Consider the following 17,261-nt stretch of genomic DNA (forward strand, 5'->3'; position numbering starts at 1 on the left):
ACCGTGCGATTTGCGTGAAGGATTTGCTCGACCATGGGAAAGCCGCGCCTGTGCTACACGCCGAGGTACTGGTCGAGCAGCGCCGGCTGCGCGCGCAGCTCATCGGAAGAGCCGGTGAACACCACCTCGCCCTTGACGAGGATGACGTTGCGGTCGGTGACCTGCGTGACGTGCTTCCAGTTCTTGTCGACGATCACGCTGGAGATGCCGCTTTCACGGATGAGCGCGCAGATGCGCCAGATCTCGCGGGCGATGAGCGGCGCGAGGCCTTCGGTCGCCTCGTCGAGGATCAGCACGTCGGGGTTGGTCATCAGCGCGCGGCCGATGGTGAGCATCTGCTGCTCGCCGCCCGAGAGCTGCTGCCCGCCGTGGCCCAGGCGCTCTTTCAGGCGCGGGAAGGTGTCTAGCACGCGGGCATAGGTCCAGTCGCGCTGGCCGCGCGTTCCCGCGCGTGCGGCCATCTCGAGGTTTTCCTTCACCGACAGGTTGCCGAAGATGCCGCGGCCCTCGGGCACGTAGGCGATGCCCAGCTGGGCGATCTCGTACGGCGCGCGGCCCGTCATCTCCTTGCCGGCGACTTGGACCGTGCCCCCGCGCGGCTTGACCAGCCCCATGAGCGTCTTGAGCAAGGTGCTCTTGCCCATGCCGTTGCGGCCCATGAGGCCCACGGTCTCGCCGCGCGCGACGTGGAAGTCGATGCCGCGCAGGATGTGGCTCTGGCCGTAGTAGGTGTGCAGCCCCTTGGCTGCGATGAGCATGTCCGTCATGCGTGCTCCTCGCCGAGGTACGCCGCCTGCACGTTGGCGTCGGCGCGCACCTGCGGCGGCGTGCCGCTGGCGATGACCTGCCCGTTGACCATCACCGTCAACTGGTCGGCCAGCGCGAACACGGCGTCCATGTCGTGCTCGACGAGCATCATGGCGTGCCCGGGCTTCAGCTTCAGCAGCAGTTGCACCATGCGCTCGGCTTCGGCCGTGCCCATGCCGGCCAGCGGCTCGTCCAGCAGCAGCACGCGCGGGCCGGTGGCGAGCGTCATCGCGATCTCGAGCTGGCGCTGCTCGCCGTGGCTGGTCGCGCCCGCCGTGGCGTTGCGGCGGTCTTTCAGGCCGGCCAGTTCCAGCGCGCGCTCGGCCCGCTCGTTGGTCGCCGCGAAGCCCGTCGCCAGGTTCAGCCAGCGCGCGGCGTGCGGCTGGCGCGATTGCGCGGACAGGCGCACGTTCTCCCACACCGTGAAGGGCAGGAAGATGTTGGTCTTCTGGTAGCTGCGGCCCAGGCCCGCGCGCGAGATCTTTTCGGGGTTCCAGCCCGTGACGTCGTGGCCCGCCAGCACCACGCGGCCGCTGGTGGGCGGCAGGTCGCCCGAGAGCAGGTTGGTCAAGGTGGACTTGCCCGCGCCGTTGGGCCCGATCACCGCATGGATGCGGCCCTGGTGCAGCTCGAGCGAGACGTCGTTCACCGCGGCGAGGCCACCGAAGCGCTTCGTGAGGTTCGATGCGACGAGCAGCGCGTCACTCATGCGCCTGCTCCTTGCGCGCGAGGATGCGCGCCGCCGCGCCCATGAGTCCGCGCGATGCGAAGGTGACGACCAGCACGATGAACAGGCCCATCCACAGCTGCCAGTGCTTGCCGGTCTGGAAGGAGCCGACGGCGGGCAGGTCCTGGAAGAAGTGCAGGAGCCACTCGAAGGCGAAGGCGCCGACGATCGCGCCGGCGAAGTTGCCCATGCCCCCGAGGATGACCATCATGATCGCGTGCGCGCTCATGTGGAAGCCCATGAGCTCCGGGTTCACGAAGCCGGTCTGCGCGGCCCACAGGTAGCCCGCCAGGCCCGCGAGCCCACCGGCCAGCGTGAAGGCCGCCAGCTTGTAGCCGAAGGTGCCGAAGCCGATGGCGCGCATGCGGTGCTCGTTGACGCGGATGCCCGCGAGCGCGCGGCCGAACGGGCTGAACAGCAGGCGGCGCAGGAAAAGGTACGTGGCCAGCAGCATCGCCAGCACGAAGTAATAGAAGGCCGTCTTGTTCTCCAGGTCGAACAGCACCGCTTTCGGCTTGAAGTTGACGTAGAGGCCGTCGGAGCCGCCCAGCACCTTGTTGTCGAAGAACAGGTAATAGACCATCTGCGCGAAGGCCATCGTCACCATGATGAAGTAGATGCCCTTGGTGCGGACCACGAAGAAGCCGATCACCAGCGCCGCCAGCGCCGAGGCGCCCACCGATGCCGGCAGCGTCCACCACAGGCTCGCGGCTTCGCCTTGCGGCGTGACGAAGGCGAGCGTGTAGCCCGCGAGGCCGAAGAAGGCCGCATGCCCGAGCGACACGAGGCCGGTCACGCCCAGCAGCAGGTCCAGGCTCATCGCGAAGATCGCCAGGATCATCATGCGTGCCACGACCTGCGCATAGAAGTCGGTGCCCACGAAAGGAAAGACGGCGAGCGCGAGGAAGCCCACGGCCAGCACGGCGTTCAGGCTGCGCGGCAGCGACTCGAGGTTGGCCTTGGTGCTCATTGCTTGAACAGGCCCTCGGGACGCCACAGCAGCACGGCGGCCATCAGCATGTAGACCAGCATGCCGGCGACCTGCGGCAAGAGCACCTTGCCGAAGGTGTCGACGAAGCCCACCAGCAGCGCGGAGATGAGCGCACCGCGCACGGAGCCGATGCCGCCGATCACCACGACCACGAAGCACATGATCAGCACCTGCGAGCCCATGTTCGGGTACACGCTGGAGATCGGCGAGGCGATCATGCCGGCGACAGTGGCCAGAGCCACGCCGATCGCGAACACGATGGCGTGGATGAACTTGATGTTGACGCCCAGCGCCTCGGTCATGTCGCGGTTGAAGGCGCCCGCGCGGATCTTCATGCCCAGGCGCGTCTTCGAGATCAGGAAGTACAGGCCGAGCGCGAGCAGGATGCACACGCCCGACATGAAGAGGCGGTACACCGGGTAGGACATCGTGTCGGTGAGGGGGATGGACGCGGAAAGCAGCGACGGGATGGTCACGCCGTGCACGTCGTCGCCCCACAGCAGCGAGCGCGACTCCTCGAAGATGTAGATCAGGCCGAAGGTGAGCAGCACCTGGTCGAGGTGGTCGCGGTCGTAGAAATGGCGGAACAGCAGGCGCTCCAGCAGCAGGCCGAAGGCGACCGACAGGAGCGCGCCGCCGACCACGGCGATCGTGAAGCTGCCCGTCAGGCTGGAGAGCGACCACGCCAGGTACGCGCCCAGCATGTAGAAGCTGCCGTGCGCCAGGTTCACCACGCCCATGATCCCGAAGATCAGCGTCAGGCCTGCGGCGAGCATGAACAGCAGCAGGCCGTACTGCACGCTGTTCAGCAGCTGGATCAGGAAGTTGGAGACGTCCATCAGGCGTTGCGGCGCGCGAACAGCAGCAGGCCGCCGAGCACGGCGAACAGGCCGCCGCACACGCGGTTGATCCACCGCACCACGTGCGCCTGCCGCAGCCAGGGCGCGACGCGCCCGACGCCGAATGCGCCCGCGCCGAGGATCAGGAAGTCGCCGAGCACGAAGGTGAGCGACAGCAGCAGGAACTGCGGCAGGAACGGCGCCGAGGGGTCGATGAACTGCGGGAAGAACGCCGTGAAGAAGAGGAGCGACTTCGGGTTGCTCGCGCCGACCAGCACGCCCTGCATGAAGAGCGACCCGCCGCGCGGCGGGCCGGCTGCGCCCATGTCGAGGCCGCCCGCGCCGCGGAAGGTGCGGATGCCCAGCCAGACCAGGTAGGCCGCGCCGATCACCTTGAGCGTCGTGAACGCGGCCTCGGATGCCGCAAGCACCGCGCCGAGGCCAAGGGCCGACAGCACCATGATGGCGAAGTTGGCTGCCAGCGCGCCCGACAGGGAGGCCAACGCACGCCATGGGCCGTGGTTCACGGAGTTCGTGAGCGTCATCAGCATCGTCGGGCCGGGCGTGACGATCAGCAGCGTCACCGCAACCAGGAAGAGGAGATAGGTCGAAAGCGTCATCGGGAGATGCGAGGGTCAAAAAAATGGGAGGCCTTCACCTCCCATTGTCGCGTCGCGAGGGAATCAGCCCATCTTGCAGCCGGCGCCGGAGTCGGACAGCGCCTTGGCGGCCACGCCGATCACCTTGTTCTCCTTGTTCTCGACGCGGCGCAGGTAGATGTCCTGGATCGGGTTGTGCGCCTGGCTCATGGTCCACGTGCCGCGCGGGCTGTCGATCTTCGCGCCTTCCATGGCCTTGTACAGGGCCTGCTTGTTCGACAGGTCGCCCTTCACTGCGTTGGCGCCTTGCACCAGCAGCAGGCCCGTGTCGTAGCCCTGCACCGCGTAGACGTCGGGCTGCAGCTTGAACTGCGTGGCGTAGGCCGTGCGGAACTGCCTGTTGCGCGGCGTGTCGAGCGAATCGCTGTAGTGCATCGTGGTCATGATGCCGTCGGCCGCGGGGCCGGCTGCATCGAGCACGCCTTCCGTGAGGAAGCCCGAGCCCCACAGCGGGATCTTGTCCTTCAGGCCCGCAGCCGCGTAGTCGCGGATGAACTTGGCCGCGCCGCCACCGGCGAAGAAGCACGCCACCGCATCGGGCTTGATCGACGCGATCTCGGTGAGCAGCGCCTGGAACTCGACGTTCGGGAAGGGCAGGCCCAGCTCCTTCACGATCGTGCCGCCGGCCTTGGTGTAGCTGTCGCGGAAGCCTTCGAAGGCTTCGTCGCCCGCCGCGTACTTCCAGGTGATCCACACAGCCTTTTTCAGGCCCTTGTCGACCATCGGCTTGCCCAGCGCCAGCGTGGGCTGCGAGTTGGTGAACGAGGTGCGGAAGACGTTGGGGGCGCACAGCGCGCGCGTGGCGGCATGCACGCCCGCGTTGGGGATCAGGCTGAGGACGCCGGAGTCGCGCGCGACCTTCTGGATGCCCATCTGCACGCCCGAGTGCACGGTGCCGATGAGCACGTCGACCTTGTCGCGCTGCACGAGCTGCGTGGCGTTCTCAACGCCCTTGGCCGGCTCGGACTGGTCGTCCACCTTGAACCACTCGATCTCGCGGCCGCCCAGCTTGCCGCCCTTTTCGGCGATCGCCATGCGCACGCCGTTCTCGATGGCGACGCCCAGCTGCGCGAAGGTGCCGGTGTACGGGAGCATGAGGCCGACGCGCACCTTGTTCGACTGCGCACGAACGATCTGCGGCAGCAGCAGGCCGGTGGACGCGGCGCCGACGATGGCGGCACTGCGGGTGAGGACGAGGCGGCGGGTGGTCATGGGTGGGGGCTCCTTCTTCTGGATTGTTTAGGCTTAAAGTATTTTTAACCCAAGTTCGCCGCGAACGCCACCTGAATTTCCCTACGCGTTCGCCGCCCGCAGCTTGAACCTCTGGATCTTGCCCGTCGCCGTCTTCGGCAGCTCGGGCACGAACTCGATCCAGCGCGGGTACTTGTAGGGGGCGAGCGCGTTCTTCACGTGGACTTGCAGGTCCTCGGCGCTGGCTTGCTGGCCGGGCTTGAGCACGACGTAGGCCTTGGGCTTCACGAGTTCGTCGGTGTCGGCCACGCCGATCACGGCGGCTTCCAGCACCGCTGCATGCGTCATCAGGCAGGCCTCGACTTCGAAGGGCGAGACGTAGATGCCGCCAACCTTGAGCATGTCGTCGCTGCGCCCGCCGTAGGTGTAGAAGCCGTCCTTGTCGCGCGTGTACTTGTCGCCGCTCTTGGTCCATTCGCCGGCGAAGGTGGCCTTCGTCTTGGCGCGGTTGTTCCAGTACATCAGCGCGGCGCTCGGGCCCTTGATCTGCAGCTCGCCGATCTCGCCGTCGCCGCATTCGCGGCCGTCGTCGCCCACGATGCGCAGCTCGTAGCCGGGAACCGCCTTGCCCGTGGTGCCGTAGCGCACCTCGCCCGGACGGTTCGACAGGAAGATGTGCAGCATCTCGGTGGAGCCGATGCCGTCGAGGATCTCGCAGCCGTATTCGGCGGTCCAGCGTTTGCCGATCTCCGCCGGCAGCGCCTCGCCGGCGCTGGTGCACACGCGCATCGCGACATCCGCTTTCTTCGGGCGGTTTGCATCCGCGAGCAGTGCGGCATACAGAGTGGGCACGCCGTAGAAGATCGTGGGCTTGAACCTGGTGAGTACGCCGAAGACATCGGCCGGCGTCGGCCGTGCGGGCCACAGCACCGTGGTGGCGCCCACGCTCATGGGGAAGGTGAGGGCGTTGCCCAGGCCGTAGGCGAAGAACAGCTTGGCGGCGGAGAAGACGAGGTCGTCCTCGCGGATGCCCAGCACGCCGCGGCCATAGAGCTCGGCGGTCTGGATCAAGTGCGAGTGCAGGTGGACCGTGCCCTTGGGCGTGCCGGTGGAGCCGCTCGAATACAGCCAGAAGCAGGGGTCGTCGCTGCACGTGCTTTCGACGCGCGCGTCGGCCGCGCCGGACTGGATCATCGCGGCGACGGAATTCGGCCCGGTCTCGCCCGCGATCACCATCGAGCGCAGCGACCCGATCTTGCCGACCAGCGGCTCGAACGTCGCGAGCAGGGGCTTGGAGGCGAAGAGCACCTGCGCGCGCGAGTCCCGCAACATGAACTCGAAGTCCTTCGTGGTCAGCAGCGTGTTGGCCGCGACCGGCACGACGCCGGCAAGGATGCAGCCGAGGAACACCACCGGCCACTCGAGCGTGTCGAGCATGGCCAGCATCACGCGCGCTTCGGGCGCGATGCCTTGCTTGCGCAGCGCATTCGCGAAGCGATGCGCCTGCTCGGCCAGCTGGCCGTAGGTCAGTTGCGCGCCGCTGGCGCCGTCGATGAACGCGACCTTCTCGCTGCGCGACGCGTTGCGCGCAAGCAGGTCGTGCGCCGCGTTGTAGTCGCGCGGGATCTCGATTCGGGGCGGGGTGCTGCCGTGATCCGCGTGACTGAGGTGCATGGCGTCAGGCCGGCTGCTTCGTCATCGCTGCGACTGCAACCGGCAGCCACTCGCGGCACCAGGCCGTGCCGAGTTCTTCCGGCATCGTGCCGGCGCTGGCGTCGTGGATGAAGAGGTCGCCGATGCGCTGCGCGCCCAGGCCCGACAGGCGCTCGTCGAACTTGCGGCCGCCGAAGGCGAAGGTCTGCTGGTAGGTGCGGTCGCCCAGCGCGATCACGCCGTACTTCACGTGTCCCAGGTACTTGGGATTGGTGTCGAGGGAGTCGTACAGGGCGCGCGCGTTGTCGGGCACGTCGCCGGAGCCGTAGGTGGAGGTGCAGATGAGGTAAAGCGCATCCTCGTCGAAGACGTCGATGGACAAGCCGTCCATCATCGTGATCTCGATCTCGTCGATGAGGCCGGCGCAATCCATCTCGATGGCCTGCGCGACGTACTCGGCCGTGTTGGTCATCGTGCCGACGAGGATCTTGAGCTTCATCCGGTATCTCCGATATGCACTAAACTGCTTGACAGCGGGATGACAGGAAGTATACTGCAATCTTGATCCAGCGCAAGTCCCCCGCAGAAAGTTCTTGACCCATGCAAACCCTGACTGAGCAGGAAGCCCGCGCAACGCTCCCCGAGCTGGGCGCGCGGATCCGCGCCTGGCGGGCGCGCCGGGGCATGACCCGCAAGCAGCTGGCGGAGGACTCGGGCCTGTCCGAGCGCTTCCTCGCCGACGTCGAAGGCGGCAAGGGCAACGCCTCCGTCAATTCGCTGGAGGCAACGGCGCGCGCGCTGAACATCTCGCTGATCGAGTTGCTGCAGGATTCGCCGCGCCCCGCGCTGGCCCGCGTGCAGGGCCTGCTCGGCCACCTGGACGACACGCAGCTCGACCAGGCCTACCAGCTGCTCACCGACCAGTTCGGCATCGGCGAGGACAAGGGCCGCGACAAGCGGGTCGCGCTCATCGGCCTGCGCGGCGCGGGCAAGTCCACGCTGGGCGAGCAGCTCGCGCAGCAGCGCGGCGTGCCCTTCATCGAACTGGACCGCGAGATCGAGCGCGAGGCCGGCACCAGCATGAACGAGATCCTGCTGCTGCACGGCCAGGCCGGCTACCGCCGCTACGAGCGGCGCGCGCTGCTGCGCATTGCCGACGAATACCCCGAAGGCGTGGTGATGACCACCGGCGGCAGCATCGTGAGCGAGCGAGAGACCTTCGACCTGCTGCAGGGCCGCTTCTATTGCGTGTGGATCAAGGCCAGCCCCGAGGAACACATGGGCCGCGTGGTCGCGCAAGGCGACATGCGCCCCTTCGATTCCACGCGCGGCGCGACCGGGGAGGCGCTGGAGGACCTGCGCCGCATCCTGGCCAGCCGCGAAGCCCTGTATGCGCGAGCCGATGCCGTGGTGGACACGGCGTCGCGCACCGTCAAGCAATCCCTCAAAGACCTCGAGCGGGCCGTGCCCGCCGGCAAGGAGACGAAACGATGAACGCCATGACCGAGCCGCTCCTGTTCAAGCAGGGCGACCGCGAGCTGGTGAGCTTTGCCACCGACCCGTCGAGGTACCGCCACTGGACGCTGGCCGTCGAAGGCGACGTCGCGCGCCTGAAGCTCGACATCGACGAGGAGGGCGGCATCAAGCCCGGCTACAAGCTCAAGCTCAATTCGTACGACCTCGGTGTCGACATCGAATTGCACGATGCGGTCAACCGCATCCGCTTCGAGCATCCCGGCGTGAAGGTGGTGGTGTTCGAAAGCGCCAAGGACCGCATCTGGTGCTCGGGCGCCAACATCTACATGCTCGGTCTTTCGACGCACGCATGGAAGGTGAACTTCTGCAAGTTCACCAATGAGACGCGCAACGGCCTGGAAGACTCCTCCGAGCACGAAGGCCTGAAGTCATTGGCCGCCGTGACGGGTGCGTGCGCCGGCGGCGGCTACGAACTGGCACTGGCCTGCGACCGCATCGTGATGGTCGACGACCGCTCGTCCACCGTGAGCCTGCCCGAGGTGCCGCTGCTCGGCGTGCTGCCGGGCACCGGCGGCCTGACGCGTGTGACGGACAAGCGCAAGGTGCGCCGCGACCTCGCCGACATCTTCTGCACGACCAGCGAAGGCGTGCGTGCCGACCGCGCGCGCGACTGGAAATTGATCGACGCGCATGCCAAGCCGCAGCAATTCCCGCAACTGGTCGACCATGAAATCGCGGCGCTGCGCGCCAAGTCGAACCGCAGCGGCCCGGCGAAGGGCATCACGCTCACGCCGCTGCAAGTGAAGATCGACGAGCAGGGCTACCACTACGCCACCGTCGACGCGCAGGTCGACCGCGACAAGCGCATCGCGACGATCACCGTCCACGCGCCGGCCAAGTCCATCGAATCCACGCCCGAAGCGATCGAGCAGGCCGGCACCGCCTGGTGGCCGCTGCAGTTCGCGCGCGAGCTCGACGACGCCATCCTCAACCTGCGCACCAACGAGCTCGAAGTCGGCACCTGGGTCCTCAAGACGCGCGGCGACCACAACAAGGTCATGCTGGCCGACGAGGTGCTCGAGAAGCACAAGTCGCACTGGCTGGTGCGCGAAACCACCGGCTTGCTGCGCCGCGCGCTCGCGCGCCTGGACGTGACGAGCCGCTCGCTCATCGCGCTGGTGGACGAGGGCTCCTGCTTCGCCGGCACCTTCTACGAACTGGCCCTGGCGTGCGACCGCATCTACATGCTGGACCTGCCGGACTCGCCCGATGCCGCGCCGTCGCTGCAACTGAGCGAAGCCAATTTCGGCCGCTACCCGGCGGTCAATGGCCTCACGCGCCTGCAGACGCGCTTCTACGACGACGCGAAGGCCATCGAGCAATTGCACGGCCTGCAGGACAGCGCCTTGCGCGCCGACCAGGCGCTGGAACTGGGCCTGGTCACGCTCACGCCGGACGACCTCGACTGGGACGAGGAGATCCGCATCATGCTGGAGGAGCGCGCGTCGCTCTCGCCCGATGCGCTCACCGGCATGGAAGCATCGCTGCGCTTTCCGGGCAAGGAGACGATGCTCACGCGCGTCTTCGGGCGCCTGTCCGCGTGGCAGAACTGGATCTTCATCCGCCCCAACGCCGTCGGCGAAGAGGGCGCCCTCAAATTGTTCGGGACCGGCAAGAAGGCCAGGTTCGACTGGAAGCGGATCTGATATGTCCTCGATTGACCTCCAAGCCCTCATCCCCAACAACGTGAACCTGGCGGACAACCGCCAGCTGCAGCGCGCACTGGAAAAGTGGCAGCCCGCCTTCCTGAACTGGTGGGACGAGATGGGCCCGAGCGACTTCAAGGCCAAGGAGGTCTACCTGCGCACCGCCGTCGGCGTGGACGCGCAGGGCTGGGCCAGCTACGGCTACACGCCCATGCCCGACTACCGCTGGGGCATCTTCCTGGCCGACAAGGAAGAGAACCGCAAGATCGGTTTCGGCGACTTCATGGGCCAGGACGTCTGGCAGGAGGTGCCCGGTGAATTCCGCTCGACCTTCCGCCGCCTGATCGTCACGCAAGGCGACACCGAACCGGCGTCCGTCGAGCAGCAACGCATGCTCGGCCACACCGCGCCGTCGCTGTACGACCTGCGCAACCTGTTCCAGGTGAACGTGGAAGAGGGCCGCCACCTGTGGGCGATGGTGTACCTGCTGCACGCGCACTTCGGCCGCGACGGCCGCGAGGAAGCCGAGGAACTGCTCGAGCGCCATTCGGGCGACCCCAACAAGCCGCGCATCCTGGGCACGTTCAACGAGCCCATGGACAACTGGCTGTCCTTCTTCTGCTTCACCTACTTCACCGACCGCGACGGCAAGTTCCAGCTCAAGTCCTTCGCCGAGAGCGCGTTCGACCCGCTGGCGCGCACCACGCGCTTCATGCTGACAGAGGAAGCGCACCACATGTTCGTGGGCGAGACGGGCATCGGCCGCGTCATCAAGCGCACGCTGGAAGTGATGAAGGAGCTCGACACGGACGAACCCGGCGCCATCCGCAACGCTGGCGCCATCGACCTGCCGACGATCCAGCGCTACCTGAACTACTGGTTCACCGACTCGCTCGACCTCTTCGGCTCCGAGTCGTCGTCCAACGCCGCCAACTACTTCAGCAACGGCATCAAGGGCCGGCCCGACGAAGCCAAGTTCGCCGACCACGTCGAGGCCGAGACCACGATGACCCTCCAGGTCCCGGACGGCAAGGGCGGGCTCAAGGACGAGACGATCAGCGTGCGCAACGGCCTGAACGAGGTGACGCGGCTGGAGTACGTCAAGGACTGCAACGTCGGCGTGACGCGCTGGAACATGATGATCAAGCGCGCGGGCGTGGCCTTCGAGCTCAAGCTGCCGTCCACGCGCTTCCGCCGCGACGTCGGCGCGTGGGCCGGCATCCCGACCACGCCCGAGGGCCAGCCGATCACGCAGGCCGAGTTCGACGCGAAGAAGCACGGGTGGATCCCGAGCGAGGACGACCAGCGCTTCGTCAAGAGCCTGATGCAGCGCGTGACCGAGCCCGGCAGGATCGCCGGCTGGATCGCGCCGCCCGACCGCGGCATCAATGCGCAGCCGGTCGAGTACGAGTACGTGAAGCTCTGAGCCCTACGCCGCGGGCTTCAGTTCGATCGGCCCGCCCGCGAAGCGCTCGCCCAGCGCCGTGCCGAGCCAAGCGCGCTCCTCGTCGAGCTTCGCCACCAGCTCCGGCGGGAATTCGGCGGGAAGCAGGCGGAACCGGGGCCCGGGCAGCTCCAGCAGCTTCGTGATGTCGGCCGTGCGGTCGCGCGCGTTCAGTTCGGAGATGGCGCGCACGGCGGCGTCGCTTGCCGATTCGTTGGCGCGGACGAACTTCAGGCCGGCAATGTCCACGCCGAAGGATTCGAGGATCGCGCCCGCCGGCCCCTGCGGGTGCTTCAAGGCGGATTCGAAGCTGCCGAAGCGCAGTTTGGGGAACACGGATTTCAGCAGCTCGATGCGCCAGCGCACGAACCCACGCACCGAGAACGTCTGGACCACCTGCTCGATGGTGCGCCGGCGGCGGCCCGTGACGCGCTGAGCCGTGAACGAGTGGGTCCAGCTCGACAGGTGGCGGACCATGCAGGTCGGCTGCAACGTGTGGCCCTGGGCGCGCATCCAGCGCCTCAGTTCCCCAAGGTGCGCCGGTGCGAAGCCCGAGAGTTCAGGGGCGGCGAGGATCACGCGCTGCGCGTCCCCCAGGGTACTTTTCAGCGCCGCCCGCGCCTGCTCCCGGGTGGCGGCATCGACGCCTTCGAGGCGACCGAAGCAGCTCTCGAGCAACGGGTTGTGGTTGCGCCGCTGCCAGCCGTCGCCGAATTCGAAAGCCGGGTAGACGACGCCGCGCCGGGCGAGCTCCGCCCGGTTGCGCATGCACGTCGCCTGCAGGGACTGCGTGCCGGTCTTGTTCAGGCCGGTGATGAGGAGGATGGTTGCCATGGATGGTTGTCTGCGATGCGCGGGGTACGACTGGCCTGCCCGGAGGGAGTCGAACCCCCGACCCACAGCTTAGAAGGCTGTTGCTCTATCCAACTGAGCTACGGGCAGTGCGGGCCCGATTATCCCTTGGCGGCCTGCGGCGCATGAACCGCCAAAAAGTACCGCGGCAAAGTTTCCAGATCGGCGCTTCTCGCTCGATTGGGGGATGCGCGAGGGCTCGCATGGGAGTTGAATGCGTCCCAGGCCGCTTCGGCCAGGAGATGGAAGATGAGCAAGAGCAACCAGGCCGCCCCGGCCATCCGGGTTCGCAATCCGCAGCCGGCTTCGCTCTTGCGTGAATTCAGGATGCTGGTGTCCGCCAGCGCCGTCCGCGCGCCCGAGCAGCTGGCGTTCGCGGCCACTGCGCGCGCCGAGCGCCACATGCGCACCGCGCGCGTGAGCTGGTGGTGACCCGGGCGACTACCTCTTGGCGGCCTGCCACGCATCGAGCCGCGCGCGTGCTTCGTTGCGCGCAGGGTCCATCGCGTCGTCGTGGCCCGCCTCCTTGGCCGTGAGCTCGATCACGTAGCCGTTGGGGTCGCGGAAGTAGATGGACCGGATGAAGCCGTGGTCCGACGGGCCGCGCGTTTCGATGCCTGCCTTCCTGCCCTTGGCGAGCATGTCGTCGATCACGGGCGGGTCCACCTCCAGCGCGATGTGCAGGTCGAAGTCATGCTGCGCCTTGAACTCGAAGGGCATGTCCGGCGCCTCGAAGAAGGCCAGGCACGAGCCGTCGTCCATTTGGTAGAAGGTGTGCAGCGTCCCGGTCTTGCGCCCGCTTTTCGTCTCCTTGATCTCCAGCGTGTGCACGAGCGGCAGGCCCAGGAAGTCCTGGTAGAAGCGCCGCGTCTCCTCCGAGTCGCGGCAGCGGTAGGCGTTGTGGTGCAGCTTCTTCAGCATCGCGACCTCACAGGCTGGCGAACTGCTTGTCCTTCATCGACGCCGCGTAGCCGTCGATGGCCTCGAACACCGGCTTCCAGCTCGGGAGCTGCTTCATGCGCCCGAGCCACGCCGACACGTTCGGGAACGCGCTGAAGTCGCTGCGCGTGATTTCGCCCAGCGCGACGAAGCACGCGCCGAAGTAATCGGCGATGGTCAGCTCGTCGCCGCAGAGGAACTTGCGGGACCCCAGCAGGTCGCGATCGAGCACCTGCAGCCACTTGCGGGCGCGCTCGCCGTTCCAGGCCAGCGTGGCCTTCTGCACGGCCTCGTCGCCGCGGTCGTGGAACGGGAAGATTTGGGGGTAGACGAAGCCGTACGCGAAGTCGCGGCAGACCTGCGTATTGATCCAATCCATCATCTCGTTGACCTTCGCGCGCCGTTTCAGGTCCTTCGGGTAGGCGGGCGAGTTCGACAGGTCGGCCAGGTACTTGAGGATCGCCGAGCTCTCCGTCAGGCGGAAGTCGCCGTCTTCGAGCAGGGGCACCAGCTTGTTCGGGTTCTTCCGCGCATAGGCCTCCTGCATGTGCTCGCCCGTGAAGAGGTCGACGAGCACGAATTCGGCGTCGACCTTCTGTTCGCGCGCGAACAGCATGATCGGCCGGCAGGTGGTGGAAGCGGGGTGGTAGTAGATCTTCAGCGCCATGGCGTCTCCTCCAGTGGGTTCGATCGACTTGGTCGGAGCGAGAGGATTCGAACCTCCGACCCTCTGGTCCCAAACCAGATGCGCTACCAGGCTGCGCTACGCTCCGACAGGTGGGGATTCTATGCCCGGCGGCGCACCGAGCGCTTCGCCGCCGCCGCGAGGAAGCGCAGCAGGCCCTTGAGTTCGTCGGACTGGGCCGCGGCCACCGCGTTCATGGCGCGCTCGCCCTTCGCGGTGAGGTGCACCTCCACCTGCCGCGCATCCTCCAGGCTGCGCTTGCGCTTGACGAGCCCCGCACCCTCGCAGCGGGAGACCAGGCCGACGACGCTGTGGTGCTCCAGCAGCATGCGTTCGGCGAGTTCGCCGACCAGGGCCCAGGAGCGGCCCGGCATGCCTTTCACGTGCAGCAGCACGAGGTATTGCGGGAAGGTGATGCCGTGGCTCTTCGCCGTGTCCTCGCCGCTGCGCTCGAATTGGCGCAGCTGCTGGCGGAAGGCCGAACGCGCCTCGATCTCTGGCTTGGAGAGAGTGCGCGCGGCCATCGGGCCATGATAGGCCTTGCTGGACAGTTCGTGGGGCCCGGGAGCCCCTAGCGCCGCTCGTACTGGGTCTTGCCGAACAGCACCTCGCGCGCCTTGTCGTCGGTGATGGGGCGGCGCCGGTCGGCCAGCACCTGCACGCCACGCTGCACCGCGGGACGCTGCTCGATGCGCTCGAACCAGGCCTTCAGGTGCGGGTAGGCGTCGAGCTCGATGCCCTGGTTCTTCCAGTTGCGCAGCCACGGCCAGGTGGCGATGTCGGCGATCGAATACTCGTCGCAGCCCAGCCATTCGCTTTTCGCCAGGCGCCTGTCGATCACGCCGTAGAGGCGCTTGGCCTCGTTCGTGTAGCGGTCGATGGCGTACGGCAGCTTCTCGGGCGCGTACTGGCGGAAGTGGTGGTTCTGTCCGAGCATGGGGCCCACGCCGCCCATCTGGAACATCAGCCATTCCAGCACCTCGTAGCGCTTGCGGTCGCCGCGTGGCAGGAACTTGCCCGTCTTGCCGGCCAGGTACACCAGGATCGCGCCCGACTCGAACAGCGAAAACTCGCCGCCATCGGGCCCGTCGCTGTCGACGATGGCGGGGATCTTGTTGTTCGGGCTGATGGCGAGGAAGTCGGGCTCGAACTGGTCGCCCGCGCCGATGTTCACGGCATGCACCGTGTACGCGAGGCCACATTCCTCCAGCATGATGTGCACCTTGTGGCCGTTGGGGGTGGGCCAGGTGTAGACGTCGATCATTGGCTTGCTACCGTTCGGGGGGTTTGATCCGATAATGGGACCACTTTAGGGGAAGCGGGAAGCCGATGTTCGAGCGCATCAAGAAGGCCTTCAGCAAGGAGGCGAAATCCGCCGAGGAGACGCCGTCCCAGTTCGCGGCGGGCCCCATGTCCGAATGGGCCGCCACCCAGGGCTTCGGCTTCTCCGTCCTCGACGGCGGCCAGAACGTCGCGCTCGAAGGCAAGATCGGCGGCCGTCCCTGGCGGCTGCAGCTGGGCAAGCCCACCCGCAACTACATCTTCGGCGAGGAAGTGCGCGGCCGCGCGGAGCTGGGCATCCCCGAGGACGTCGCGGTGCTGGTCATGAACCGACCGCTGAAGGAGGCGCTCGAGAAGCGCGCCTACGAGATGTACACGAACACGCTGCAGACCTCGGTGGACTCGAGCCTGCCCGAGGAGATGCGCTGGCTCGCGATGTTCGAGGAGGTGGCGTGGGAGAAGCTGCCCGAGCACTTCTGGACGCGCTTCTCGGTGCTCACGGACAACCGCGCCTGCGCGCTCGCCTGGATCGACCCCGTGCTGGCCGAGCTGCTTACCGAGTGGCCCCGGCCCGCACCGTCGGCCGAAGTGCCTTTCGTGCTGCTGCTCCTGAACGGCAAGGCCTACCTGCGCATGGAATACACGCCGGCCGAGCTCGGCACGCTGCAGCACGCCGCACGCATCTTCACCAGTGCGTGCGAGGCGGCCGTCGGCGTGTTCCGGAAGAAGTAGCGCTCAGCTCCCGCGGGTGACCGCGGCCTCGGCATCCTTGCCGTAGGCGCCGTACTTGCCCAGCTCCCACTTGGCGATCGCGTTGCGGTGCACCTCGTCCGGGCCGTCGGCGAAGCGCAGGGTGCGCGCACCGGCGAAGAAATGCGCCAGCGGGAAGTCGTCGCACATGCCGCCCGCGCCGTGCACCTGCATGGCCCAGTCGATCACCTGCAGCGCCATCGTCGGCGCCACCACTTTGATCATCGCGATCTCGGTGCGCGCCACCTTGTTGCCGGCCACGTCCATCATCCAAGCCGCCTTCAGCGTGAGCAGGCGCGCCATGTCGATCTTGCAGCGCGCCTCGGCGATGCGCTCCTGCGTCACCGTCTGCTGCGCCACGGTCTTGCCGAAGGCCACGCGCGACAGGGCGCGCTTGCACATCAGCTCCAGCGCGCGCTCGGCCATGCCGATCAGGCGCATGCAGTGGTGGATGCGGCCGGGGCCCAGGCGCCCTTGCGCGATCTCGAAGCCGCGGCCTTCGCCCAGCAGGATGTTGTTGGCGGGCACCTTCACGTTCTCGAAGTACATCTCGACGTGGCCGTGCGGCGCGTCGTCGTAGCCGATCACGTTCAGCGGCCGCACGATGCGGATGCCGGGCGTGTCGGCCGGGATCACGATCATGCTTTGCTGGGAATGCCGGGGCGCCTCGGGGTCGGTCTTGCCCATGGTGATGAAGACCGCGCAGCGCGGGTCGGCCGCGCCGGAGATCCACCACTTGTGGCCGTTGACGACGTAGTGGTCGCCCTGCTTTTCGATGCGGGTGCAGATGTTGGTGGCGTCGGACGAGGCGACTTCCGGCTCCGTCATCGCGAATGCGGAGCGGATCTCGCCGTTGAGCAGCGGCTTGAGCCACTTGGCCTTGATCTCCTCGGAGCCGTAGCGCGCCAGCGTCTCCATGTTGCCGGTGTCGGGCGCGGAGCAGTTGAACACCTCGCTGGCCCAGCCCACCCGGCCCATGATCTCGGCGAGCGGCGCGTATTCCAGGTTCGTCAGGCCCGCGCCCTTGTAGCCCGAGGCATGCGCGCTGTCGACCGGCAGGAACAGGTTCCAAAGGCCCGCTTCCCGCGCCTTCGGCTTGAGCTTCTCGATGGTCTGCAGCGCGCTCCAGCGCTTGCCCGCCTTCGTGTTGGCCTCGAGTTCGTCCGTGAAGGCCTTCTCGTTGGGGTAGACGTGGTCGTCCATGAAGCGCTGCACGCGCTGCTGCAGGTCCTTGACCTTGGGGGAGTAGTCGAAATCCATC

Annotated in this window: 19 protein-coding genes and 2 tRNA genes; 5 read left to right on the forward strand and 16 right to left on the reverse strand. The window is 67.2% G+C overall.

Features of this window, described 5'->3' with window-relative positions:
- Positions 1-53 precede the first annotated feature (53 nt).
- The 8 genes from WG903_RS12420 to WG903_RS12455 form a co-directional block, all read right to left on the reverse strand.
- Positions 54-767, reverse strand: coding sequence for an ABC transporter ATP-binding protein (locus WG903_RS12420; protein WP_340075754.1), 714 nt, complete (start codon positions 765-767; stop codon positions 54-56).
- Positions 764-1,516, reverse strand: a complete 753-nt coding sequence (locus tag WG903_RS12425) for an ABC transporter ATP-binding protein (RefSeq protein WP_340075756.1) — start codon at positions 1,514-1,516, stop codon at positions 764-766. Before WG903_RS12425 ends, WG903_RS12420 begins: the two co-directional genes overlap by 4 nt.
- Positions 1,509-2,504: a branched-chain amino acid ABC transporter permease gene (locus tag WG903_RS12430; RefSeq protein WP_340075758.1), complete on the reverse strand. Its 996-nt coding sequence runs from the start codon at positions 2,502-2,504 to the stop codon at positions 1,509-1,511. The genes WG903_RS12425 and WG903_RS12430 overlap by 8 nt, the downstream gene beginning before the upstream one ends.
- Positions 2,501-3,364, reverse strand: a complete 864-nt coding sequence (locus WG903_RS12435) for a branched-chain amino acid ABC transporter permease (protein WP_340075760.1) — start codon at positions 3,362-3,364, stop codon at positions 2,501-2,503. The genes WG903_RS12430 and WG903_RS12435 overlap by 4 nt, the downstream gene beginning before the upstream one ends.
- Positions 3,364-3,984 carry a LysE family translocator gene (locus WG903_RS12440; RefSeq protein WP_340075762.1) on the reverse strand — a complete coding sequence of 207 codons (621 nt, stop codon included), beginning with the start codon at positions 3,982-3,984 and terminating at the stop codon, positions 3,364-3,366. Before WG903_RS12440 ends, WG903_RS12435 begins: the two co-directional genes overlap by 1 nt.
- Positions 3,985-4,047: 63 nt before the next feature.
- A complete protein-coding gene (locus tag WG903_RS12445; RefSeq protein ID WP_340075764.1) occupies positions 4,048-5,235 on the reverse strand; it encodes an ABC transporter substrate-binding protein in 1,188 nt (395 codons plus the stop codon).
- A gap of 81 nt (positions 5,236-5,316) precedes the next feature.
- Entirely contained in the window at positions 5,317-6,888 is a 1,572-nt protein-coding gene (locus WG903_RS12450; protein WP_340075766.1) for a benzoate-CoA ligase family protein, read from the reverse strand.
- A gap of 4 nt (positions 6,889-6,892) precedes the next feature.
- Positions 6,893-7,366, reverse strand: coding sequence for a flavodoxin domain-containing protein (locus WG903_RS12455; RefSeq protein ID WP_340075768.1), 474 nt, complete (start codon positions 7,364-7,366; stop codon positions 6,893-6,895).
- A 101-nt stretch (positions 7,367-7,467) separates the two neighbouring features.
- Here WG903_RS12455 and WG903_RS12460 point away from each other — a divergent pair, with 101 nt between their 5' ends.
- From WG903_RS12460 to boxB, 3 genes are read left to right on the forward strand one after another with little or no spacing between them, the layout of a single operon-like run.
- On the forward strand, positions 7,468-8,361 hold the full coding sequence (locus tag WG903_RS12460; RefSeq protein WP_340075770.1) for a helix-turn-helix transcriptional regulator: 894 nt from the start codon (positions 7,468-7,470) through the stop codon (positions 8,359-8,361).
- Entirely contained in the window at positions 8,358-10,049 is a 1,692-nt protein-coding gene (boxC, locus tag WG903_RS12465) for a 2,3-epoxybenzoyl-CoA dihydrolase (RefSeq protein WP_445263600.1), read from the forward strand. Before WG903_RS12460 ends, boxC begins: the two co-directional genes overlap by 4 nt.
- Before the next feature lies 1 nt (position 10,050).
- The gene (boxB, locus tag WG903_RS12470; RefSeq protein ID WP_340075772.1) at positions 10,051-11,475 is read left to right on the forward strand and encodes a benzoyl-CoA 2,3-epoxidase subunit BoxB; all 1,425 of its coding nucleotides are present in this window, start codon (positions 10,051-10,053) and stop codon (positions 11,473-11,475) included.
- Between the two features lie 3 nt (positions 11,476-11,478).
- Here the strand turns inward: boxB and WG903_RS12475 are convergent, their stop codons facing one another.
- Complete coding sequence (locus WG903_RS12475; protein WP_340075774.1) at positions 11,479-12,327, reverse strand: hypothetical protein; 849 nt, start codon at positions 12,325-12,327, stop codon at positions 11,479-11,481.
- Positions 12,328-12,358: 31 nt separating this feature from the next.
- Positions 12,359-12,435 (reverse strand) — tRNA-Arg (locus WG903_RS12480).
- A 159-nt stretch (positions 12,436-12,594) separates the two neighbouring features.
- On the opposite strand from WG903_RS12480, the gene WG903_RS12485 reads away from it, so the two are divergent.
- A complete protein-coding gene (locus WG903_RS12485; protein ID WP_340075776.1) occupies positions 12,595-12,777 on the forward strand; it encodes a hypothetical protein in 183 nt (60 codons plus the stop codon).
- A 9-nt stretch (positions 12,778-12,786) separates the two neighbouring features.
- Here the strand turns inward: WG903_RS12485 and WG903_RS12490 are convergent, their stop codons facing one another.
- The 5 genes from WG903_RS12490 to WG903_RS12510 all read right to left on the reverse strand — a co-directional run bounded on the left by WG903_RS12490 (position 12,787) and on the right by WG903_RS12510 (position 15,233).
- The gene (locus tag WG903_RS12490) at positions 12,787-13,266 is read right to left on the reverse strand and encodes a VOC family protein (protein ID WP_340075778.1); all 480 of its coding nucleotides are present in this window, start codon (positions 13,264-13,266) and stop codon (positions 12,787-12,789) included.
- A gap of 7 nt (positions 13,267-13,273) precedes the next feature.
- Positions 13,274-13,951, reverse strand: coding sequence for a glutathione S-transferase family protein (locus WG903_RS12495; RefSeq protein ID WP_340075780.1), 678 nt, complete (start codon positions 13,949-13,951; stop codon positions 13,274-13,276).
- 29 nt (positions 13,952-13,980) lie between these two features.
- Positions 13,981-14,057, reverse strand: a tRNA-Pro gene (locus WG903_RS12500).
- 13 nt (positions 14,058-14,070) lie between these two features.
- Positions 14,071-14,493, reverse strand: a complete 423-nt coding sequence (locus WG903_RS12505) for a MarR family winged helix-turn-helix transcriptional regulator (protein WP_340075782.1) — start codon at positions 14,491-14,493, stop codon at positions 14,071-14,073.
- A 47-nt stretch (positions 14,494-14,540) separates the two neighbouring features.
- Positions 14,541-15,233, reverse strand: coding sequence for a glutathione S-transferase C-terminal domain-containing protein (locus WG903_RS12510; protein ID WP_340075784.1), 693 nt, complete (start codon positions 15,231-15,233; stop codon positions 14,541-14,543).
- 65 nt (positions 15,234-15,298) lie between these two features.
- Here WG903_RS12510 and WG903_RS12515 point away from each other — a divergent pair, with 65 nt between their 5' ends.
- Positions 15,299-15,982: a hypothetical protein gene (locus WG903_RS12515; protein WP_340075786.1), complete on the forward strand. Its 684-nt coding sequence runs from the start codon at positions 15,299-15,301 to the stop codon at positions 15,980-15,982.
- 3 nt (positions 15,983-15,985) lie between these two features.
- Here WG903_RS12515 and WG903_RS12520 read toward each other — a convergent pair whose 3' ends face one another.
- The gene (locus tag WG903_RS12520; RefSeq protein WP_340075788.1) at positions 15,986-17,260 is read right to left on the reverse strand and encodes an acyl-CoA dehydrogenase family protein; all 1,275 of its coding nucleotides are present in this window, start codon (positions 17,258-17,260) and stop codon (positions 15,986-15,988) included.
- Position 17,261 lies beyond the last annotated feature (1 nt).

The organism is Ramlibacter sp. PS4R-6, assembly GCF_037572775.1.
GTDB lineage: Bacteria > Pseudomonadota > Gammaproteobacteria > Burkholderiales > Burkholderiaceae_C > Ramlibacter.

Coding starts and splice junctions, on each gene's coding strand:
- WG903_RS12485 (WP_340075776.1), top strand. CDS start 12,595: ATGAGCAAGAGCAACCAGGCCGCCCCGGCCATCCGGGTTCGCAATCCG.
- WG903_RS12475 (WP_340075774.1), bottom strand. CDS start 12,327: ATGGCAACCATCCTCCTCATCACCGGCCTGAACAAGACCGGCACGCAG.
- WG903_RS12435 (WP_340075760.1), bottom strand. CDS start 3,364: ATGGACGTCTCCAACTTCCTGATCCAGCTGCTGAACAGCGTGCAGTAC.
- boxC (WP_445263600.1), top strand. CDS start 8,358: ATGAACGCCATGACCGAGCCGCTCCTGTTCAAGCAGGGCGACCGCGAG.
- WG903_RS12505 (WP_340075782.1), bottom strand. CDS start 14,493: ATGGCCGCGCGCACTCTCTCCAAGCCAGAGATCGAGGCGCGTTCGGCC.
- WG903_RS12440 (WP_340075762.1), bottom strand. CDS start 3,984: ATGACGCTTTCGACCTATCTCCTCTTCCTGGTTGCGGTGACGCTGCTG.
- WG903_RS12495 (WP_340075780.1), bottom strand. CDS start 13,951: ATGGCGCTGAAGATCTACTACCACCCCGCTTCCACCACCTGCCGGCCG.
- WG903_RS12445 (WP_340075764.1), bottom strand. CDS start 5,235: ATGACCACCCGCCGCCTCGTCCTCACCCGCAGTGCCGCCATCGTCGGC.
- WG903_RS12425 (WP_340075756.1), bottom strand. CDS start 1,516: ATGAGTGACGCGCTGCTCGTCGCATCGAACCTCACGAAGCGCTTCGGT.
- WG903_RS12510 (WP_340075784.1), bottom strand. CDS start 15,233: ATGATCGACGTCTACACCTGGCCCACCCCCAACGGCCACAAGGTGCAC.
- boxB (WP_340075772.1), top strand. CDS start 10,051: ATGTCCTCGATTGACCTCCAAGCCCTCATCCCCAACAACGTGAACCTG.
- WG903_RS12515 (WP_340075786.1), top strand. CDS start 15,299: ATGTTCGAGCGCATCAAGAAGGCCTTCAGCAAGGAGGCGAAATCCGCC.
- WG903_RS12460 (WP_340075770.1), top strand. CDS start 7,468: ATGCAAACCCTGACTGAGCAGGAAGCCCGCGCAACGCTCCCCGAGCTG.
- WG903_RS12430 (WP_340075758.1), bottom strand. CDS start 2,504: ATGAGCACCAAGGCCAACCTCGAGTCGCTGCCGCGCAGCCTGAACGCC.
- WG903_RS12490 (WP_340075778.1), bottom strand. CDS start 13,266: ATGCTGAAGAAGCTGCACCACAACGCCTACCGCTGCCGCGACTCGGAG.
- WG903_RS12420 (WP_340075754.1), bottom strand. CDS start 767: ATGACGGACATGCTCATCGCAGCCAAGGGGCTGCACACCTACTACGGC.
- WG903_RS12520 (WP_340075788.1), bottom strand. CDS start 17,260: ATGGATTTCGACTACTCCCCCAAGGTCAAGGACCTGCAGCAGCGCGTG.
- WG903_RS12450 (WP_340075766.1), bottom strand. CDS start 6,888: ATGCACCTCAGTCACGCGGATCACGGCAGCACCCCGCCCCGAATCGAG.
- WG903_RS12455 (WP_340075768.1), bottom strand. CDS start 7,366: ATGAAGCTCAAGATCCTCGTCGGCACGATGACCAACACGGCCGAGTAC.